This is a genomic window from Kribbella sp. C-35, from assembly GCF_046549195.1.
Lineage (GTDB): Bacteria > Actinomycetota > Actinomycetes > Propionibacteriales > Kribbellaceae > Kribbella.
Window position 1 is genome coordinate 369,690 of record NZ_JAJPWG010000004.1, and the last position, 13,749, is coordinate 383,438.

Sequence of the window (13,749 nt, forward strand, 5' to 3'; positions counted from 1 at the left end):
TCAGGGGGTGATGGTGATCGGGGAGCCGTTGGAGACCAGGGACCAGTCGCCGGTGTGGAAGGTGTTCGGGTTGACTTCGCCGGTGGCGGTGACGTAGTCGATCATCAGTTGGCGGATCTCGACCTGGCGGTTGTAGACGACCGGGGCGGTCTTGACGTGCGGGAAGTTGCCGCCGCCGGACTGGCGGTAGTTGTTGACCGCGACAACGAACTGCTGGTCGGCCGCGACCGGCGTGCCGTCGTACGCGAGGTCGGTGATCCGCGCGCCAACCGCCTTGGCGATGTCGATCTTGTAGGTCAGGGTCTTCGACAGGCCGCCGAGGATGTCGTAGTTGTAGTCCGGCGTACCGTTCGGCGCGGTCGGGGTCGGGGCGTTGGTGACGTCAGAGGACGGGAACGGCCCGGTGCCGGTGACCTGCTTGAAGTACTGCGCGGAGAACTCCAGGTACTCCTTGATCTGAGTACCGCTCATCGTCACAGCGAGCAGCGTGTTGTCGAAGACGTAGAGCCCGGCGACGTCACGGATCGAGACGTCCCCGGCCGGGATTGCGGCCGCCCGGTTGAACGGCGCCGCGATCGCGAGCACCGGCAGCGACGCTTGCGGCGTACCGACGAGAGCCTTCGAGACCGCGTCGGCCTGGATGAAGTTCACGAAGTCCAGCGCGGCGGTGTCCTCCCACGGCGCGGTCGCCGCGGACATCGCCTCGGTGCAGGTACCGATCTTCGAGTTCACGTACTCGACGACCTTGTCGTGGTCCTTCTGTAGCAACGCCACGACGTCCGGGTCGGCGTCGACGGTGTTCGCGTTCAGCACCTGGCTGTGCCGGCCGACGACCTTCCACTGCCCGTGGACCTTCTGCAGGTCGAGGTCGAACAGCGACAGCCGCATGCCCCACTTCAGCGGCTCGCTGAGCACCACCTGCTCGCCGCTGGTCTTGTTCGTGACGAGACGCTCGGGGATCTCGAGGTGGGCGTGGCCAACCAGGACAGCGTCGATCCCGGGGACGGTCTCGGCCATCAGCACCGACGCGTTCTCCGGGTACGGCAGCGCGTCGCCGTACGACGAGGACAGGTCCATCCCCGAGTGCACGGAGGCGATCACGACATCGGCGCCCGCCTTGCGGACCCGGGGCGCCCAGATCTTCGCGAGTTCGACGATGCCGCCGAACTTCAGCTTGTTCTCGACGTTCGCCTTGTCCCAGATCGCGATGCCCGGGTTGGTCAGGCCGAGGATGCCGACGGTGATCGGCTTCTCGCCCGGCACGTGCACCCGCTTCAGCGTGTACGGCGGGAACACCGGCAGGCCCGTGGTCCAGTCCTGGGCGTTCGCGCCGAGCAGCGGGAACCGCAGCTGCCGCTGGAACTTGCGGAGGATGTCGAGGCCGTAGTTGAACTCGTGGTTGCCGAGCGCGGCGGCGTCGTACCCGATCCGGTTCATGGCGGCCGCCATCGGGTGGATGTGACCGCCGGTGATGGGCTCGATCTTGGCGAAGTAGTACGACAGCGGCGTGCCCTGGATGGTGTCGCCGGCGTCCAGCAGCAGCGGTCGCGGCGCGCGCCGGTCCGCGGCGATCCGGTCCCGAACCGCGCTGACCAGCGTCGAGATCTTGGCGAGGCCGATGTCGTTGTGCGCGCTGTCGTCGTACTCGGCGTTCTTGAAGTAGTCCCAGTTGAAGACGTTGCCGTGCAGGTCGGTGGTGCCCATCACGGTCAGCCGGACGGTCTTGCCCGGCCCGCTACCGGCGTACCCCGGAACCGCCTGGAACCCGGCCGCGGCCAGCGCCGCCGCACCGCCGATCACCGTGCGTCGTGTCATCGTGGTCCGCTCACCGCTGTCCGTCATCGGCCCGCCTCACAGGTCTGTACGCCGGGATCTCCGGCCCGAAAGCACACGATACGGGCGACACACCCCCACCCCCGCGAACGCATGGCCCCGCGCACGCGAGAAGATGCCCCTCATGACCAAGCCGCCCGGCAAACTTCTGCCGTTGGTCGCCGCCCTCCTCTGCGGTGCCGTCCTCGCCCAAGCCGCCACACCGTCCGACCACTCCGTCACGTCCGCCGCCGCGCCCGTCACCCCGACGTCCAACCAGGGGCTCCAGCCGGTCCTGTCCAAGCAGGGCGAACCGTCGTCGACCAAACGACCCCCGCAGACTGCCAAGCCCCCGGTGGCCAAGCCCCCGGCCGACGACTGGAACCTGGCTGCGCACGGGAAGGTGCTCTACCTGACCTTCGACGACGGACCCCAGCACGAGTGGACCCCGAAGGTCCTGCAGCTCCTGCGTAAGCACAAGGCGCACGCGACGTTCTTCGTACTCGGGATCCAGGTCGCGCAGTACCCGGAACTGATCGCCGCCGAGCGGGCCGCCGGGCACACCATCGGCAACCACACCTGGGACCACAAGACGCTGACCCTGCTGCCGGACGCGAAGGTGCGTCAGGAGATCGCGATGGGCGTGAAGTCGAAGTGCCTGCGCCCGCCGACCGGTGCCACGAACGCGAAGATCCAGGCGATCGCCGCGTCGTACCACCAGCGGCAGGTGCTCTGGGACGTCGACACGAAGGACTGGGAGAAGCCCGGCGCCGCCAGCATCGAGCACGCGATCATGGCCGGGGCCCGTCCCGGCGCGATCATCCTGGTGCACGACGGCGGCGGCAACCGCTCCCAGACCGTCGCGGCCCTCGACCGAGCCCTGACCAAACTCACCAAGCTCGGCTACACGTACCGCTCGCTACCCTGCTAGCGCGCGACCGCGGCGGTGCCGTTGGAGAAGTGGCGGAGTGCGTGGTCGATGGCTTCAACCGGCTGGTCGAGTGACGGTACGCCGTACAAGCCGGCGGTCTTGACCCACTTGCCGGGTTGCAGCGTGGCCTGCGCCGCGGGCTGGTCGAGACCGCTGACGCCGGGGCTCGTTGGCGTCACGCCCGGCTGCAGGAGGGCCAGGAGAACGGGCTGGCCGAGTCGGCGCTCGTGCCGGAACCCCACCACCGCCGGCCACGGCAGGACTACGGGCGCCGGCGCGCCCTCGATGCCGAGTTCGAGCGCGGCTGGGGTCATCCGCATCGCGTACGGCGGGAGGTCCGTGGCGGCGTACCAGCGCTTCTGGGCAGCGCCCTGTTTGAACGAGCGGATGACGCTCGTCAACGGGAGCAGCAGCGCCACGATCATCAGTACGCCGATGTACCAGGCGTCGCCGAGTAGGTTCGTCAGCGCCACCGCCAGCGTGAGGCCGATCAGGGTCAGGAACACCACGATCGCGCCGCCGATGAGCCGGACCCGCCGGACGGTGGCGCGCCGGCGCAGCACCTCGTCGCGCCTCAGGCCGACCACGAAGCTCTCGTCCATGACCTGAGCTTCGCAGATCGGCAGGTCAGCGGTCGGGGGTCAGCGCAGTACGCTCGCGGCGCCGCCGGAGAAGTGCTTGATGGCCTCGTCGATGACGTGCACCGGCTGGTCGAGGGCCTTGACCAGGAACATGCCGGTGGGGCGCAGCAGCGGGTTCGGCTTGACGACGCTGCGGACGGACGGCTGGTCGAGGCCGCGGACACCCGCCGTCGTCGCGCCGACGCCGCGGACCAAGGCGAGGTCGAGCATGTACTGGCCGAGCAGCTTGTGCTGCGTGAAGCCGCGGACGGTCGCCCACGGCAGTACGACGGGAAACGCCGCGCCGTCACACGCCAACTCGAGGCCCTTGGCGGAGATCCGCATCGCGACGGGCGGCAGCTCGTTGGCGTCGTACCACTCCACCCGCTCGGCCTGCAGGCGATACACCAGGACCGTGCTGAGCACCAGCGGGATCATTGCCACGATCAACAACAGCGCGAACGGCCACATCCCGGAGCCGCGGAAGGCGACCAGCGCGTAGATCGCGGCGACGATCCCGATCGCGCCGAGGGCCAGCGTCACCCAGGCACCGCGCCGCTCGACGGTCCGCACCACCTCACGCCGGCGCAGCACGGCGTCCCGGTCGATCCCGACCACGAACGGCTGTCCCGGATCCGATGGCGGCACCTGCACCTCCGGCTCGACCTCTAGCGTATTGGTCTCTGAAACCTGTGAAGCTGTGTCCCCGTCCTCACTCACAGGGGACAGAATCCCACAGACCGCTACGACTTGCGGCGACCCGCCCAGCTCCAGGCGTAGATGCCGTCGTCAACGGCCTGGCCGCCCTCGCCGAGTTCGAGCGGACGGAAGGTGTCGACCATGACGGCCAGTTCCTCGAAGCGCTCGGCGCCCAGCGAGGCCTCGATCGCCGACGGCTGCGGACCGTGCGCGTATCCGCCGGGGTGCAGCGAGATCGACCCGAGCCCGATCCCGGAGCCCTTCCGCGCCTCGTAGTCGCCGCCGCAGTAGAACATCACCTCGTCGGAGTCGACGTTCGAGTGGTAGTACGGCACCGGCACCGACAGCGGGTGATAGTCGACCTTCCGCGGCACGAAGTTGCAGACCACGAAGTTGTACCCCTCGAACACCTGGTGCACGGGCGGCGGCTGGTGCACCCGCCCGGTGATCGGCTCGAAGTCGCTCACGTTGAACGTGTACGGGTACAGGCAGCCGTCCCACCCGACCACGTCGAACGGGTGCGTTGCGTACGTCATCCGGGACCCGACGATCCCGCCGGCGCCGTTCCCACGGTGCTTCACCAGCACCTCGACATCGGTCGCCTCGACCACGAGCGGCTCGGTGGTGGGGTGCAGGTCGCGTTCGCAGTACGGCGAGTGCTCGAGGAACTGCCCGTACCGGGACAGGTAGCGCTTCGGCGGCGCGATGTGCGAGTTGGCCTCGATCGCGTACGCGTGCACGCCCTCCGGCCCGGGCAGCCAACGGTGCGTGGTCGCGCGCGGGATGATCACGTAGTCGCCCTGGACCGCGTTCAGTACGCCGAACACGGTCTCCACGGTCGCCGAACCCTTCTCGACGTACACGCACTCGTCGCCGATCGCGTTCCGGTAGTACGGCGACGGCTGCTCGGCCACGACGTACGAGATCCGGACGTCACCGTTGCCGAGGACGAGCCGCCGGTCCTCCACGGCGTTGCTCTTGGACGTGTCGGTGAAGAGATCGTGCAGCTTCAGGTGCCGCGGGGTGAGCGGGTGGTTCGGGACGGTGGCGAGATCCGGCAGGTCCCACACCTGGGAATCCACGATCGCGGACGGTACGCCGGCGTGGTACAGCAGCGACGAGTCCGACGAGAACCCCTCCTCCCCCATCAGCTCCTCGTAGTACAGCCCGCCGTCCGGTTTCCGGAACTGCGTGTGCCGCTTCGGTGGAACTTCCCCGACCTGCCGGTAGAACGCCATCTCTCCACTCCACGGTGTACGTTATCCGAACGTCTGCGTCCGCTTAACGAAAGCATCCGTTAGGCTCTGGGTCATGTCAACCGTCCCTGCCCTGTTCCGGCACCTGGTCGACGACGCCGCCATGTTCCCGCCGGGCAACCTGCCGCTGGCCGAAGCGGTCGCGGCCCACCACGTCCACCGCCGGTCGCCGTACGCCGACCTGGTCGGCACGTTCGTGTGCACCGACGACGACCTGATGAAGGTCGCCGCCGAAGCCGCCCGCACCGGCACGGCACCGCTCCGTGTGTCCGTGGTGATCTCCGGGGGTGCCGGCGGGATCGAGCCGGTGGTTCGGTGGGGGGATCGGTCGAAGGATATTGAGGTGACCGCGGTCGAGGTTCGGTTGCGGGACGAGGACGACCTGTCGAGGAACGCGTTGCGTGTGGTTCGCGTGTGCGACGACTGCCTCGACGAGGAGACGGCGTACGTCGAACTCGGCCTGGATGGAGCGTGGGAACGCGCGCTCGACGTGGTCGCCGACGCCGGGTACGCCGCGAAGCTCCGCACCGGCGGCCTCGACGCCACGCTGTTCCCGTCCGCCTCTCAGGTGGCCTCCTTCATCACCGCCTGCCTCGACCGCGAGGTGCCCTTCAAATGCACGGCCGGGCTGCACAACGCGGTCCGGCATACCGCTGAAGACACCGGCTTCGAGCACCACGGGTTCCTGAACGTCCTGCTCGCGACCCGGGCGTCGCTCGACGGAGCCACCCACGACGAACTGGTCGAACTACTGGACCAGCGAGAGGGTGAGGTGCTGGCGGCGCGGGCGCGCGAGTTGTCCGACGATCAGGCGGCGAGCACGCGCCGGTGGTTCACGTCGTTCGGCTCCTGCAGCATCGACGAGCCGCGCACGGACCTGATCGCTTTGAACCTGATGGAGGGTGAATGAGCTGGATCGACATCCCGGACAGTTCGCCGTTCGGGCCGGAGAACCTGCCGCTCGGGGTGTTCCGGCACGGCGACGAGGAGCCGCGGGTGGGTGCGGCGATCGGCGACCAGATCATCGACCTCGCGCCGGTCGCGTCCGCGCAGATGCTGGACGGCGCGCAACTGTTCGCCGAGCCGACGCTCAACGCGTTCCTCGCAGTCGGCCGGCCGGCCTGGCGCGCGACCCGGAACTGGCTGCTCGACCTGGTCCGCAACGAGAACGACCGGGACACCGTCGAGCCGCACCTGATCCCCCAGTCCGCGGTGACGATGCAGCTGCCGTTCGAGGTCGGCGACTACGTCGACTTCTACGCCTCCGAGCAGCACGCGTCGAACCTCGGCCGACTGTTCCGCCCGGACTCCGAGCCGCTGCTGCCGAACTGGAAGCACCTGCCGGTCGGCTATCACGGCCGGGCCGGCACGATCGTTGCCAGCGGCACCGACATTGTCCGCCCCTCCGGCCAGCGCAAGGCCCCGGACGCGACAGTCCCGACCTTCGGCCCGTCCCAGCGGCTCGACATCGAGGTCGAGCTCGGCTACGTCGTCGGTACGCCGTCAACGCTCGGAAAGCCTGTTCCTGTTGAGGATTTCGAGGAGCATGTGTACGGCGTGGTGGTCGTCAACGACTGGTCCGCGCGCGACCTGCAGGCCTGGGAGTACGTGCCGCTCGGCCCGTTCCTCGGCAAGTCGTTCGCCACGTCGATCTCCCCCTGGGTCGTCTCGCTCGACGCGCTCGCGGCCGCTGCCGTTCCGCTCCCGGCGCAGGATCCGCCCGTCCTTCCCTATCTGGCCGGACAGAACCTGACGAACTACGACATCACGTTCGAGGTCAGGTTGAACGGTCACCTCGTGAGCTCCCCGCCGTACCGCGACCTCTACTGGTCGCCCGCGCAGATGCTCGCCCACATGACCGTCAACGGCGCCAGCGTCCGCACCGGCGACCTCTACGCGTCCGGCACCGTCAGCGGCCCGGCCAAGAACCAACGCGGCTCCTTCATAGAACTGAGCTGGGGCGGCCGCGAGCCCCTGCTCGTCGACGGCAAAGAACACACGTTCCTCGAGGATGGCGACGAGGTCACGATCGCGGCCTGGGCGTCCGGCGCAAACGGATCGCCGATCGGCCTGGGCGAGGTCACCGGGCGCATCATCCCTGGCTGATCTTGTTCATAACTGTTCGTTTCTCTTGACCTCTTAGCTGTTACGTGCGAACTTTTGGCGCATGAAACGTTCAGTGGGGTGTGGAGTACTGGCTGTAGCTCTGGCTGCCGGTGTGCTGAGCGTGCCTTCAGGTGCGCATGCCGCCGGCGACCTGACGCTGCGGTCGAGCGAGTTGACGGTCACCGTCGGGGCGGACTTTCCCCGGGTGATCAAGTACGTCGACAACGCCTCCGGGCAGGCCCTCGGGGGTCAGCCGGACGCGATCTCGACGGTCACCATCGACGGCGTGGCCCGCACCGCGCACCTCGCCGCATCGCCGACAGTCGACGGCGGAAGAGCGTCGTACATGCTGGCCTTCGACGCTCTGCCCGGGGTCGAACTGGATGCGAGTCTGAGCGTGACCGGCCGGGTGACGAAGTTCGCGATCGACGCGGTGCGCGACACCGACACGAGCCGCGTGCACACCATCGACATCCCCGACCACGACCTGGTCTCCGTGGCGAGTACCGACGCGGGCGCGACGACTGCGTTCACCACGCTGGATCCGGATTCGACGCGGACCGCGGACAAGATCACGCCGGTCACCGCGAGCACACCGGGCGACACGGCCGCGACCGGAGCGGCGTACGCGTTCGTCAACACCAGCGGGCTCGCGGCGGGTATCGAGTCGAATTCGGTGTACGACAAGCCGTCCGGGCAGTCGGTCGACGACGGCGCCCGGTTCTGGCACCGCGCTCGCAAGGCCGCCGACGGCAGTACGCGCGTCGGCGTGTGGAGCGGCCAGTGGACGTACCGTGCCGACACGTCGCCGTACCCTAATCTTCTGCCCCTCCCCGACCCCCTCCCCTGGGCGAAGGTCGTCGTCACCCCCGACGCGAACCACGACCGGACGGTCGACTGGGAGGACGGCGCGATCGCGTTCCGCTCGATCATGACCGAGCCGAACGGCGGCGACCAGGTCAAGAACCGGGTGATCACGCACATCCCGTTCAACTTCGCCAGCCAGGCCACGCACCCGTTCCTGCGCACGCTCGACGACGTCAAGCGGATCTCGCTGGCCACCGACGGCCTCGGTCAGATGGCGGTCCTCAAGGGGTACGGCGCTGAAGGCCACGACTCCGCCCACCCGGACTACGGCGGCAACTACAACACCCGCGCCGGCGGCCTGACCGACCTGAACACGCTGCTCAAGCAGGGCAAGTCCTGGAACGCGGCGTTCGGTGTCCACGTCAACGCGACCGAGTCCTACCCGGAGGCGAACGCCTTCAGCGAGGACCTGGTGGACAAGAACGCCAAGGGCTGGAACTGGCTGAACCAGAGCTACTACATCAAGCAGCGCCCGGATCTTGCCTCCGGCAACATCGTCAAGCGGTTCCAGCAGCTCCGCGACGAGACGGACAAGAACCTGCAGGAGCTGTACATCGACGTGTACTACCAGTCGGGCTGGCTCGCCGACGGCCTGTCCCGGCAGCTCGCCGGCCAGGGCTGGCAGATCGCCACCGAGTGGGCCGACCGGCACGAGCGGACGTCGCTGTGGTCGCACTGGGCCAACGACCTCGACTACGGCGGCGCCACCAACAAGGGCCTGAACTCGCAGATCATCCGGTTCGTCCGCAACCACGAGAAGGACGTCTGGAACAACGACCCGATCCTCGGCCAGACCGCGATCGTCGAGTTCGAGGGCTGGACCGGCGAGACCGACTGGAACGCGTTCTACGCCAACATCTGGCAGCGCAACCTGCCCGCGAAGTTCCTGCAGCAGCAGAAGATCCTGGACTGGAACAGCGGCGACATCACGTTCACCGGCGGCGTCCGCGGCGCGGTCGAGAACGGCAAGCGGACTGTGTACGTCGGCGACGCGAAGGTGCTCGACGGCGACAAGTACCTACTGCCGTGGGACAACAACAAGAAGCTGTACCACTACAACCCGGCCGGCGGCCACACCACCTGGAAGGTCCCCGCGGCCTTCGCCGGCACCCGGTCCTTCTCCGTCTACAAGCTGACCGACACCGGCCGGGTCAAGGTCGCCACCGCACCTGTCCGCAACGGCAGCATCAGCCTCGACGCCAAGGCCGGCCAGCCGTACGTCGTCTACCCGGACACCGCGCCGACGCCGCGGCCCGCGAACTGGGGCGAGAGCTCGCACGTCAAGGACCCCGGTTTCAACGCCGGCAACCTCGCCGCCTGGAACGCCACCGGCAACGCGACGATCGGCACCCTCGAGAACGGCCAGCACGTCGCCGAACTCGGTACGAAGGCGTCCTCGATCCGGCAGCAGCTCACGAGCCTCACCCGCGGTCGCACGTACAGCGCCTCCGCCTGGATCGAGGTCGAGCCGGGCAAGTCCCGCCCGACCACGCTGACAGTGGACGGTGTGCGCAACCAGGTCGTTCGGTCGACCGCTCAGAACATGGTGGCAGCCGATGACAAGCACGGGGCGTACTACCAGCGGGCGCGAGTCGTGTTCACTGCCAAGGGAAGTACTGCTGACCTGGCCATCGGAGCTAGTGCGGGAGCTGCGCGGGTTCGGCTTGATGATGTGCGGGTTGTGGAGACGGCGCAGGCTGCGGCGGGGCTCGTGGATGACTTCGAGCACGTAGACCAGGGCTGGGGACCGTTTGTGAAGGGCGATGCCGGTGGTGTCACCGACCCGCGGACAGTCCTCGCTCCCAAGCATGCGCCGTACACGCAGGCGGGCTGGAACGGGAAGCTGGTCGACGACGTACTCGACGGAAACTGGTCGCTCAAGTCGCACGAGGAGAACGAAGGGCTGGTCTACCGGACCGCGCCGTGGACGGTGAACTTCCAGCCGGGCCACAAGTACAAGGTCAGCTTCGACTACGAGAGCGGTCGCGCCGGTCAGTACGCGTGGGTCCAGGGTGTGGACAGGCCGGCGTCCGTCGAGGTCAAGGCGACGCCGATCGGCGAGCAGCGGACGAAGGCGACGTTCAACCAGGAATTCGTGGCCGGCTGCGGTGGCGACTACTGGGTCGGACTGCGCAAGCTCACCGACGGCGGCGATCAGAGCGACTTCGTCATGGACAACTTCGCCGTGACCGATCTCGGTACGACGTCACAGCCGGCAGACTGCACTTCGGTCGCGGTATCGGGCCTGACCGGGCTTGTCTCCGGTGAAGCGAACACCGTCACCACCACGTTCACCAACAACGATGTGGTGGCCGCCGGCAACATCACGCTTGGCCTGACGGCACCGGACGGCTGGACCGTCACGGCGACCACGCCGGCCACCCACCCGACCGTTGCCGCAGGCACCAGTGTGACGACGACGTGGGACGTGACTCCCCCGGCCGGTACGCCGGAGGGCAAGTACCCGGTGACTGCGACAGGTGGTCAGGCAACGATCAGCGCGGAGGCCACCGTGCTGCCGCCGGGATCGTTCCGCAGTCCCGGATCAAGGTGGCCGACGTGAGCAGTGAGGACGTCGCCACGGGTGGTGCCGCGACCTCGGCGCTGGACGGAAACCCCAGCACTCTTTGGCATTCCGCCTGGTCCGAGGTCAGTACGCCGGCCGGCTACCCGCATCACATGACGCTCGACCTCGGGTCGACGTACCAGGTGAACGGGTTCGGCTACCTGCCGCGGCAGAGTGGCACGAACGGAATGTTCAAGGGATACGAGATCTATGTGAGCGCGGACGGTCAGGACTGGGGTACGCCGGTTGCGACCGGGCAGTTCCCGAACTCCACCGCCGTACAGCGGGTCGACTTCACCGCCAAGTCCGGACGGTACGTGAAGTTCGTCGGCACGAGTTCGCTCAACGGCGCGGTCTTCGGATCGGCCGCCGAGTTCAACGTCTACGGCACGCACTAATCAGCAGAAAGCGGCGCCACTCCCGCCCCTAGGGAGTGGCGCCGCTTGGCTTTTACTACTTGGTGATCGTCACCGAGACCGGCGCGGACGCGGTGTTCGCCGCGACGACGCGGAACTTGTTCACGCCGACCCGGCCGCTCTGCACCCACACCGAGTAGGTCGCCCGGCTGGTCACCTTGGTGGTGGCCGGGAACTTGACCCACTTGCCGTTCTCCAGCCGCTGCACCTGGACGACGGTGTTCTTGGCGATGCCGGTGGTCTTGCCGGTGAACGAGACCTTCGTCCACGCCTTCGCGGTGGTCTTGTCCGACTTGATCGTGATCGACTTCGCCGCCGCCGGGGTGCTCGCTACGGTCTGGTGAGTCGTGGCGGCGTTGGCCTGCAGGGCGCCGGCGATGCCGAGTCCCCCGGCAGCCAGTGCGAGACCGGCGACGACGGCAGCGGAACGGCGGATGAACTGTGCACGCATGATGTCTGGTTTCCCCTCGTTTTGTTGGTGTTACGGAGGAGAAGACGCGGCGGCGGACGGAAAGGTTGTGTTACAACACCGTCTCAGGTCCGGCCGGCAGCACCAGCCGGGCGAGCGCGCCGCCGCCCGGTGCCTCGCCGAACGTCAGCTCGGCGCCGAGGACCTTGGCGTGCCCGACTGCGATGGTCAGGCCGAGGCCGTGCCCGGCGCCGCGTTCGGCCATCCCGGACCGGAACCGGCGCGGGCCCTCGGCAATCAGTTCCTCCGGGTAACCGTTGCCGTGGTCAACGACCTCGACGGTCCGGCCGCAGACTGTCACCTCGACCGGCGGCCGGCCGTGCCGCAACGCGTTGACGATCAGGTTCGCCAGGATCCGCTCGATCCGCCGCGAGTCGGTCGACACCGTCTCGTCCGGCCCGGTCTGGTGCACGATCACGCTGTCCGGCGCGAGCGACTGCTGCATCCGCAACCGCCCGACCGCCGAGCCGACGAACGCGCCGAGCCCGACCAGTTCCAGATCGGCCTGCTCGACGCCCGAGTCGAACCGGGCGATCTCCAGGAGGTCCTCGACCAGCCGCCGCAGCACCTTGGCCCGGTCGCGGACCAGTTCGCTGGGGCGGCCCGGCGGGAGGAGTTCAGCAGCGGTGGTCAGCCCGGTCACCGGCGTGCGGAGATCATGGGCGACGTCGGCCGTGAACCGGCGCTCAGCCTCGAGCTGACCGCGCAGCGAGCTGGCCATCGTGTCGAGGGCGGTCGCCAGCGACTGCACCTCGTCCTTGCCCTTGCCAACGGCCTCGGCCGCGGACGCGTCCAGGTCCCCCGCCGCGATCCGCCGGGCCGTGCCCGCGACCGCGACGATCCGTTTGGACAGGCTGCCGGCCAGGATCACGCTGACCAGGGCGACCAGCGCGACCGTGCCGATCCCGCCGAGGATCAGGGCCTGCTGCAACGCCTTCATCGAGTCGTCGGTGCTCTCGTAGTCCTGCTCGATCGAGAGCACCTTGCCGTCCTTGACCGCGACCGCCGCCCACATCTTCGCGTGCGGTGACCCGGTCTTGAACGTGGCCCGCTTGCCTTCGAGCACGGCGTCCCGCAACTGCGGCGGCAGCTCCGGATCGTCCACCTTCGCCCCGAACACCGGTACGTCGTTGGTGTCGTAGCTCTGCGCCGCAAGCTGGATCCGCTCGTCGGCGAAGCTGCGCGTCCGGTCCAGCCGGGCCGACTGGGCCTGGGTGTAGACCGCGACGCACAGCACCAGGATCGCGAGCGCGGAGACCAGCAGGAAGATGAGACCGAGCTTGCCGCGCAGTCCCATCTAGGCCCGCAGTTTGTACCCGAAGCCGCGGACGGTTTCGATGCGGTCGGCGCCGATCTTGGTCCGTAGCCGCTGCAGGTGGACGTCGACCAGCCGGCCGTCGCCACCCCACTCGTAGTCCCAGACCCGTTGCAGCAAGGTCGACCGGCTCAGCACCACACCGGGGTTGTTCGCGAACTCGATCAGGAGCTTGAGCTCGGTCGGCGTCAGCTGGACGGTCTGTCCGCTGCGCCGTACCTCCAGCGCCTCCCGATCCAGCTCGAGGTCGCCGAACGACTCCACGCCGGAGCCGGCCGTCGGTGCCGGACGCTCCGGGTCCGAGACCGCGCGCCGCATCACCGCCCGCAGCCGCGCCACCAGCACCTGGGTGTCGAACGGTTTGGTCACGTAGTCGTCGGCGCCTGCTTCCAGGCCGAGTACGACGTCGAGCGCGTCACCGCGGGCCGAGACCATCACGATCGGGACCGTGCTGGTCTCGCGGATCCGGCGGCACACCGAGATCCCGTCCAGCCCGGGCAGCATGATGTCCAGCATCACGACGTCCGGGTGGATCTTCTCGAATCGTTCGATCGCCTCCAGGCCGTCCTCGGCCGTGGTCACGTCGTACCCATGGCGTTCGAGGGTCAGTTGGGTCGCCTCACGGATCACCGCGTCGTCCTCAACCATGAGAATGCGCGCTGCCGGTTCTTCCGGTACCACCGAGCTTCAGT

At 68.3% G+C, this 13,749-nt stretch carries 12 protein-coding genes; 5 read left to right on the forward strand and 7 right to left on the reverse strand.

Features of this window, described 5'->3' with window-relative positions; translation table 11 throughout:
* Entirely contained in the window at window positions 1–1,842 is a 1,842-nt protein-coding gene (locus ACLJOO_RS27615; RefSeq protein WP_410790308.1) for a bifunctional metallophosphatase/5'-nucleotidase, read from the reverse strand.
* 115 nt (window positions 1,843–1,957) lie between these two features.
* On the opposite strand from ACLJOO_RS27615, the gene ACLJOO_RS27620 reads away from it, so the two are divergent.
* Window positions 1,958–2,743: a polysaccharide deacetylase family protein gene (locus ACLJOO_RS27620; protein WP_410790309.1), complete on the forward strand. Its 786-nt coding sequence runs from the start codon at window positions 1,958–1,960 to the stop codon at window positions 2,741–2,743.
* Here the strand turns inward: ACLJOO_RS27620 and ACLJOO_RS27625 are convergent.
* The 3 genes from ACLJOO_RS27625 to ACLJOO_RS27635 all read right to left on the reverse strand — a co-directional run bounded on the left by ACLJOO_RS27625 (window position 2,740) and on the right by ACLJOO_RS27635 (window position 5,300).
* Window positions 2,740–3,345, reverse strand: coding sequence for a hypothetical protein (locus ACLJOO_RS27625; protein ID WP_410790310.1), 606 nt, complete (start codon window positions 3,343–3,345; stop codon window positions 2,740–2,742). The two genes, ACLJOO_RS27620 and ACLJOO_RS27625, sit on opposite strands and share 4 nt — an antisense overlap.
* 39 nt (window positions 3,346–3,384) lie before the next feature.
* Window positions 3,385–4,011 carry a hypothetical protein gene (locus ACLJOO_RS27630; RefSeq protein WP_410790311.1) on the reverse strand — a complete coding sequence of 209 codons (627 nt, stop codon included), beginning with the start codon at window positions 4,009–4,011 and terminating at the stop codon, window positions 3,385–3,387.
* A 95-nt stretch (window positions 4,012–4,106) separates the two neighbouring features.
* On the reverse strand, window positions 4,107–5,300 hold the full coding sequence (locus ACLJOO_RS27635) for a homogentisate 1,2-dioxygenase (protein ID WP_410790312.1): 1,194 nt from the start codon (window positions 5,298–5,300) through the stop codon (window positions 4,107–4,109).
* Between the two features lie 73 nt (window positions 5,301–5,373).
* Here ACLJOO_RS27635 and ACLJOO_RS27640 point away from each other — a divergent pair, with 73 nt between their 5' ends.
* From ACLJOO_RS27640 to ACLJOO_RS27655, 4 genes are all read left to right on the forward strand, one after another.
* Window positions 5,374–6,228 (forward strand): hypothetical protein, encoded by an 855-nt coding sequence (locus ACLJOO_RS27640; protein ID WP_410790313.1) that lies wholly within the window; start codon window positions 5,374–5,376, stop codon window positions 6,226–6,228.
* On the forward strand, window positions 6,225–7,424 hold the full coding sequence (gene fahA / locus ACLJOO_RS27645; RefSeq protein WP_410790314.1) for a fumarylacetoacetase: 1,200 nt from the start codon (window positions 6,225–6,227) through the stop codon (window positions 7,422–7,424). The genes ACLJOO_RS27640 and fahA overlap by 4 nt, the downstream gene beginning before the upstream one ends.
* A gap of 61 nt (window positions 7,425–7,485) precedes the next feature.
* Window positions 7,486–10,854 (forward strand): endo-alpha-N-acetylgalactosaminidase family protein, encoded by a 3,369-nt coding sequence (locus tag ACLJOO_RS27650; RefSeq protein WP_410790315.1) that lies wholly within the window; start codon window positions 7,486–7,488, stop codon window positions 10,852–10,854.
* Window positions 10,851–11,255 carry a discoidin domain-containing protein gene (locus tag ACLJOO_RS27655; protein ID WP_410790316.1) on the forward strand — a complete coding sequence of 135 codons (405 nt, stop codon included), beginning with the start codon at window positions 10,851–10,853 and terminating at the stop codon, window positions 11,253–11,255. The genes ACLJOO_RS27650 and ACLJOO_RS27655 overlap by 4 nt, the downstream gene beginning before the upstream one ends.
* A 55-nt stretch (window positions 11,256–11,310) precedes the next feature.
* Here the strand turns inward: ACLJOO_RS27655 and ACLJOO_RS27660 are convergent, their stop codons facing one another.
* The 3 genes from ACLJOO_RS27660 to cseB all read right to left on the reverse strand — a co-directional run bounded on the left by ACLJOO_RS27660 (window position 11,311) and on the right by cseB (window position 13,705).
* Window positions 11,311–11,724 carry a hypothetical protein gene (locus tag ACLJOO_RS27660; RefSeq protein ID WP_410790317.1) on the reverse strand — a complete coding sequence of 138 codons (414 nt, stop codon included), beginning with the start codon at window positions 11,722–11,724 and terminating at the stop codon, window positions 11,311–11,313.
* A 70-nt stretch (window positions 11,725–11,794) separates the two neighbouring features.
* Complete coding sequence (locus ACLJOO_RS27665; protein ID WP_410790318.1) at window positions 11,795–13,039, reverse strand: ATP-binding protein; 1,245 nt, start codon at window positions 13,037–13,039, stop codon at window positions 11,795–11,797.
* Window positions 13,040–13,705: a two-component system response regulator CseB gene (gene cseB / locus ACLJOO_RS27670; protein WP_410790319.1), complete on the reverse strand. Its 666-nt coding sequence runs from the start codon at window positions 13,703–13,705 to the stop codon at window positions 13,040–13,042.
* Between the last annotated feature and the right edge of the window lie 44 nt (window positions 13,706–13,749).

What these genes read in the sequence shown, in the direction of transcription:
- ACLJOO_RS27665 (WP_410790318.1), bottom strand. Translation starts at nt 13,039, where the DNA reads ATGGGACTGCGCGGCAAGCTCGGTCTCATCTTCCTGCTGGTCTCCGCG.
- ACLJOO_RS27620 (WP_410790309.1), top strand. Translation starts at nt 1,958, where the DNA reads ATGACCAAGCCGCCCGGCAAACTTCTGCCGTTGGTCGCCGCCCTCCTC.
- ACLJOO_RS27660 (WP_410790317.1), bottom strand. Translation starts at nt 11,724, where the DNA reads ATGCGTGCACAGTTCATCCGCCGTTCCGCTGCCGTCGTCGCCGGTCTC.
- ACLJOO_RS27640 (WP_410790313.1), top strand. Translation starts at nt 5,374, where the DNA reads ATGTCAACCGTCCCTGCCCTGTTCCGGCACCTGGTCGACGACGCCGCC.
- ACLJOO_RS27625 (WP_410790310.1), bottom strand. Translation starts at nt 3,345, where the DNA reads ATGGACGAGAGCTTCGTGGTCGGCCTGAGGCGCGACGAGGTGCTGCGC.
- cseB (WP_410790319.1), bottom strand. Translation starts at nt 13,705, where the DNA reads ATGGTTGAGGACGACGCGGTGATCCGTGAGGCGACCCAACTGACCCTC.
- ACLJOO_RS27650 (WP_410790315.1), top strand. Translation starts at nt 7,486, where the DNA reads ATGAAACGTTCAGTGGGGTGTGGAGTACTGGCTGTAGCTCTGGCTGCC.
- ACLJOO_RS27635 (WP_410790312.1), bottom strand. Translation starts at nt 5,300, where the DNA reads ATGGCGTTCTACCGGCAGGTCGGGGAAGTTCCACCGAAGCGGCACACG.
- ACLJOO_RS27615 (WP_410790308.1), bottom strand. Translation starts at nt 1,842, where the DNA reads ATGACGGACAGCGGTGAGCGGACCACGATGACACGACGCACGGTGATC.
- fahA (WP_410790314.1), top strand. Translation starts at nt 6,225, where the DNA reads ATGAGCTGGATCGACATCCCGGACAGTTCGCCGTTCGGGCCGGAGAAC.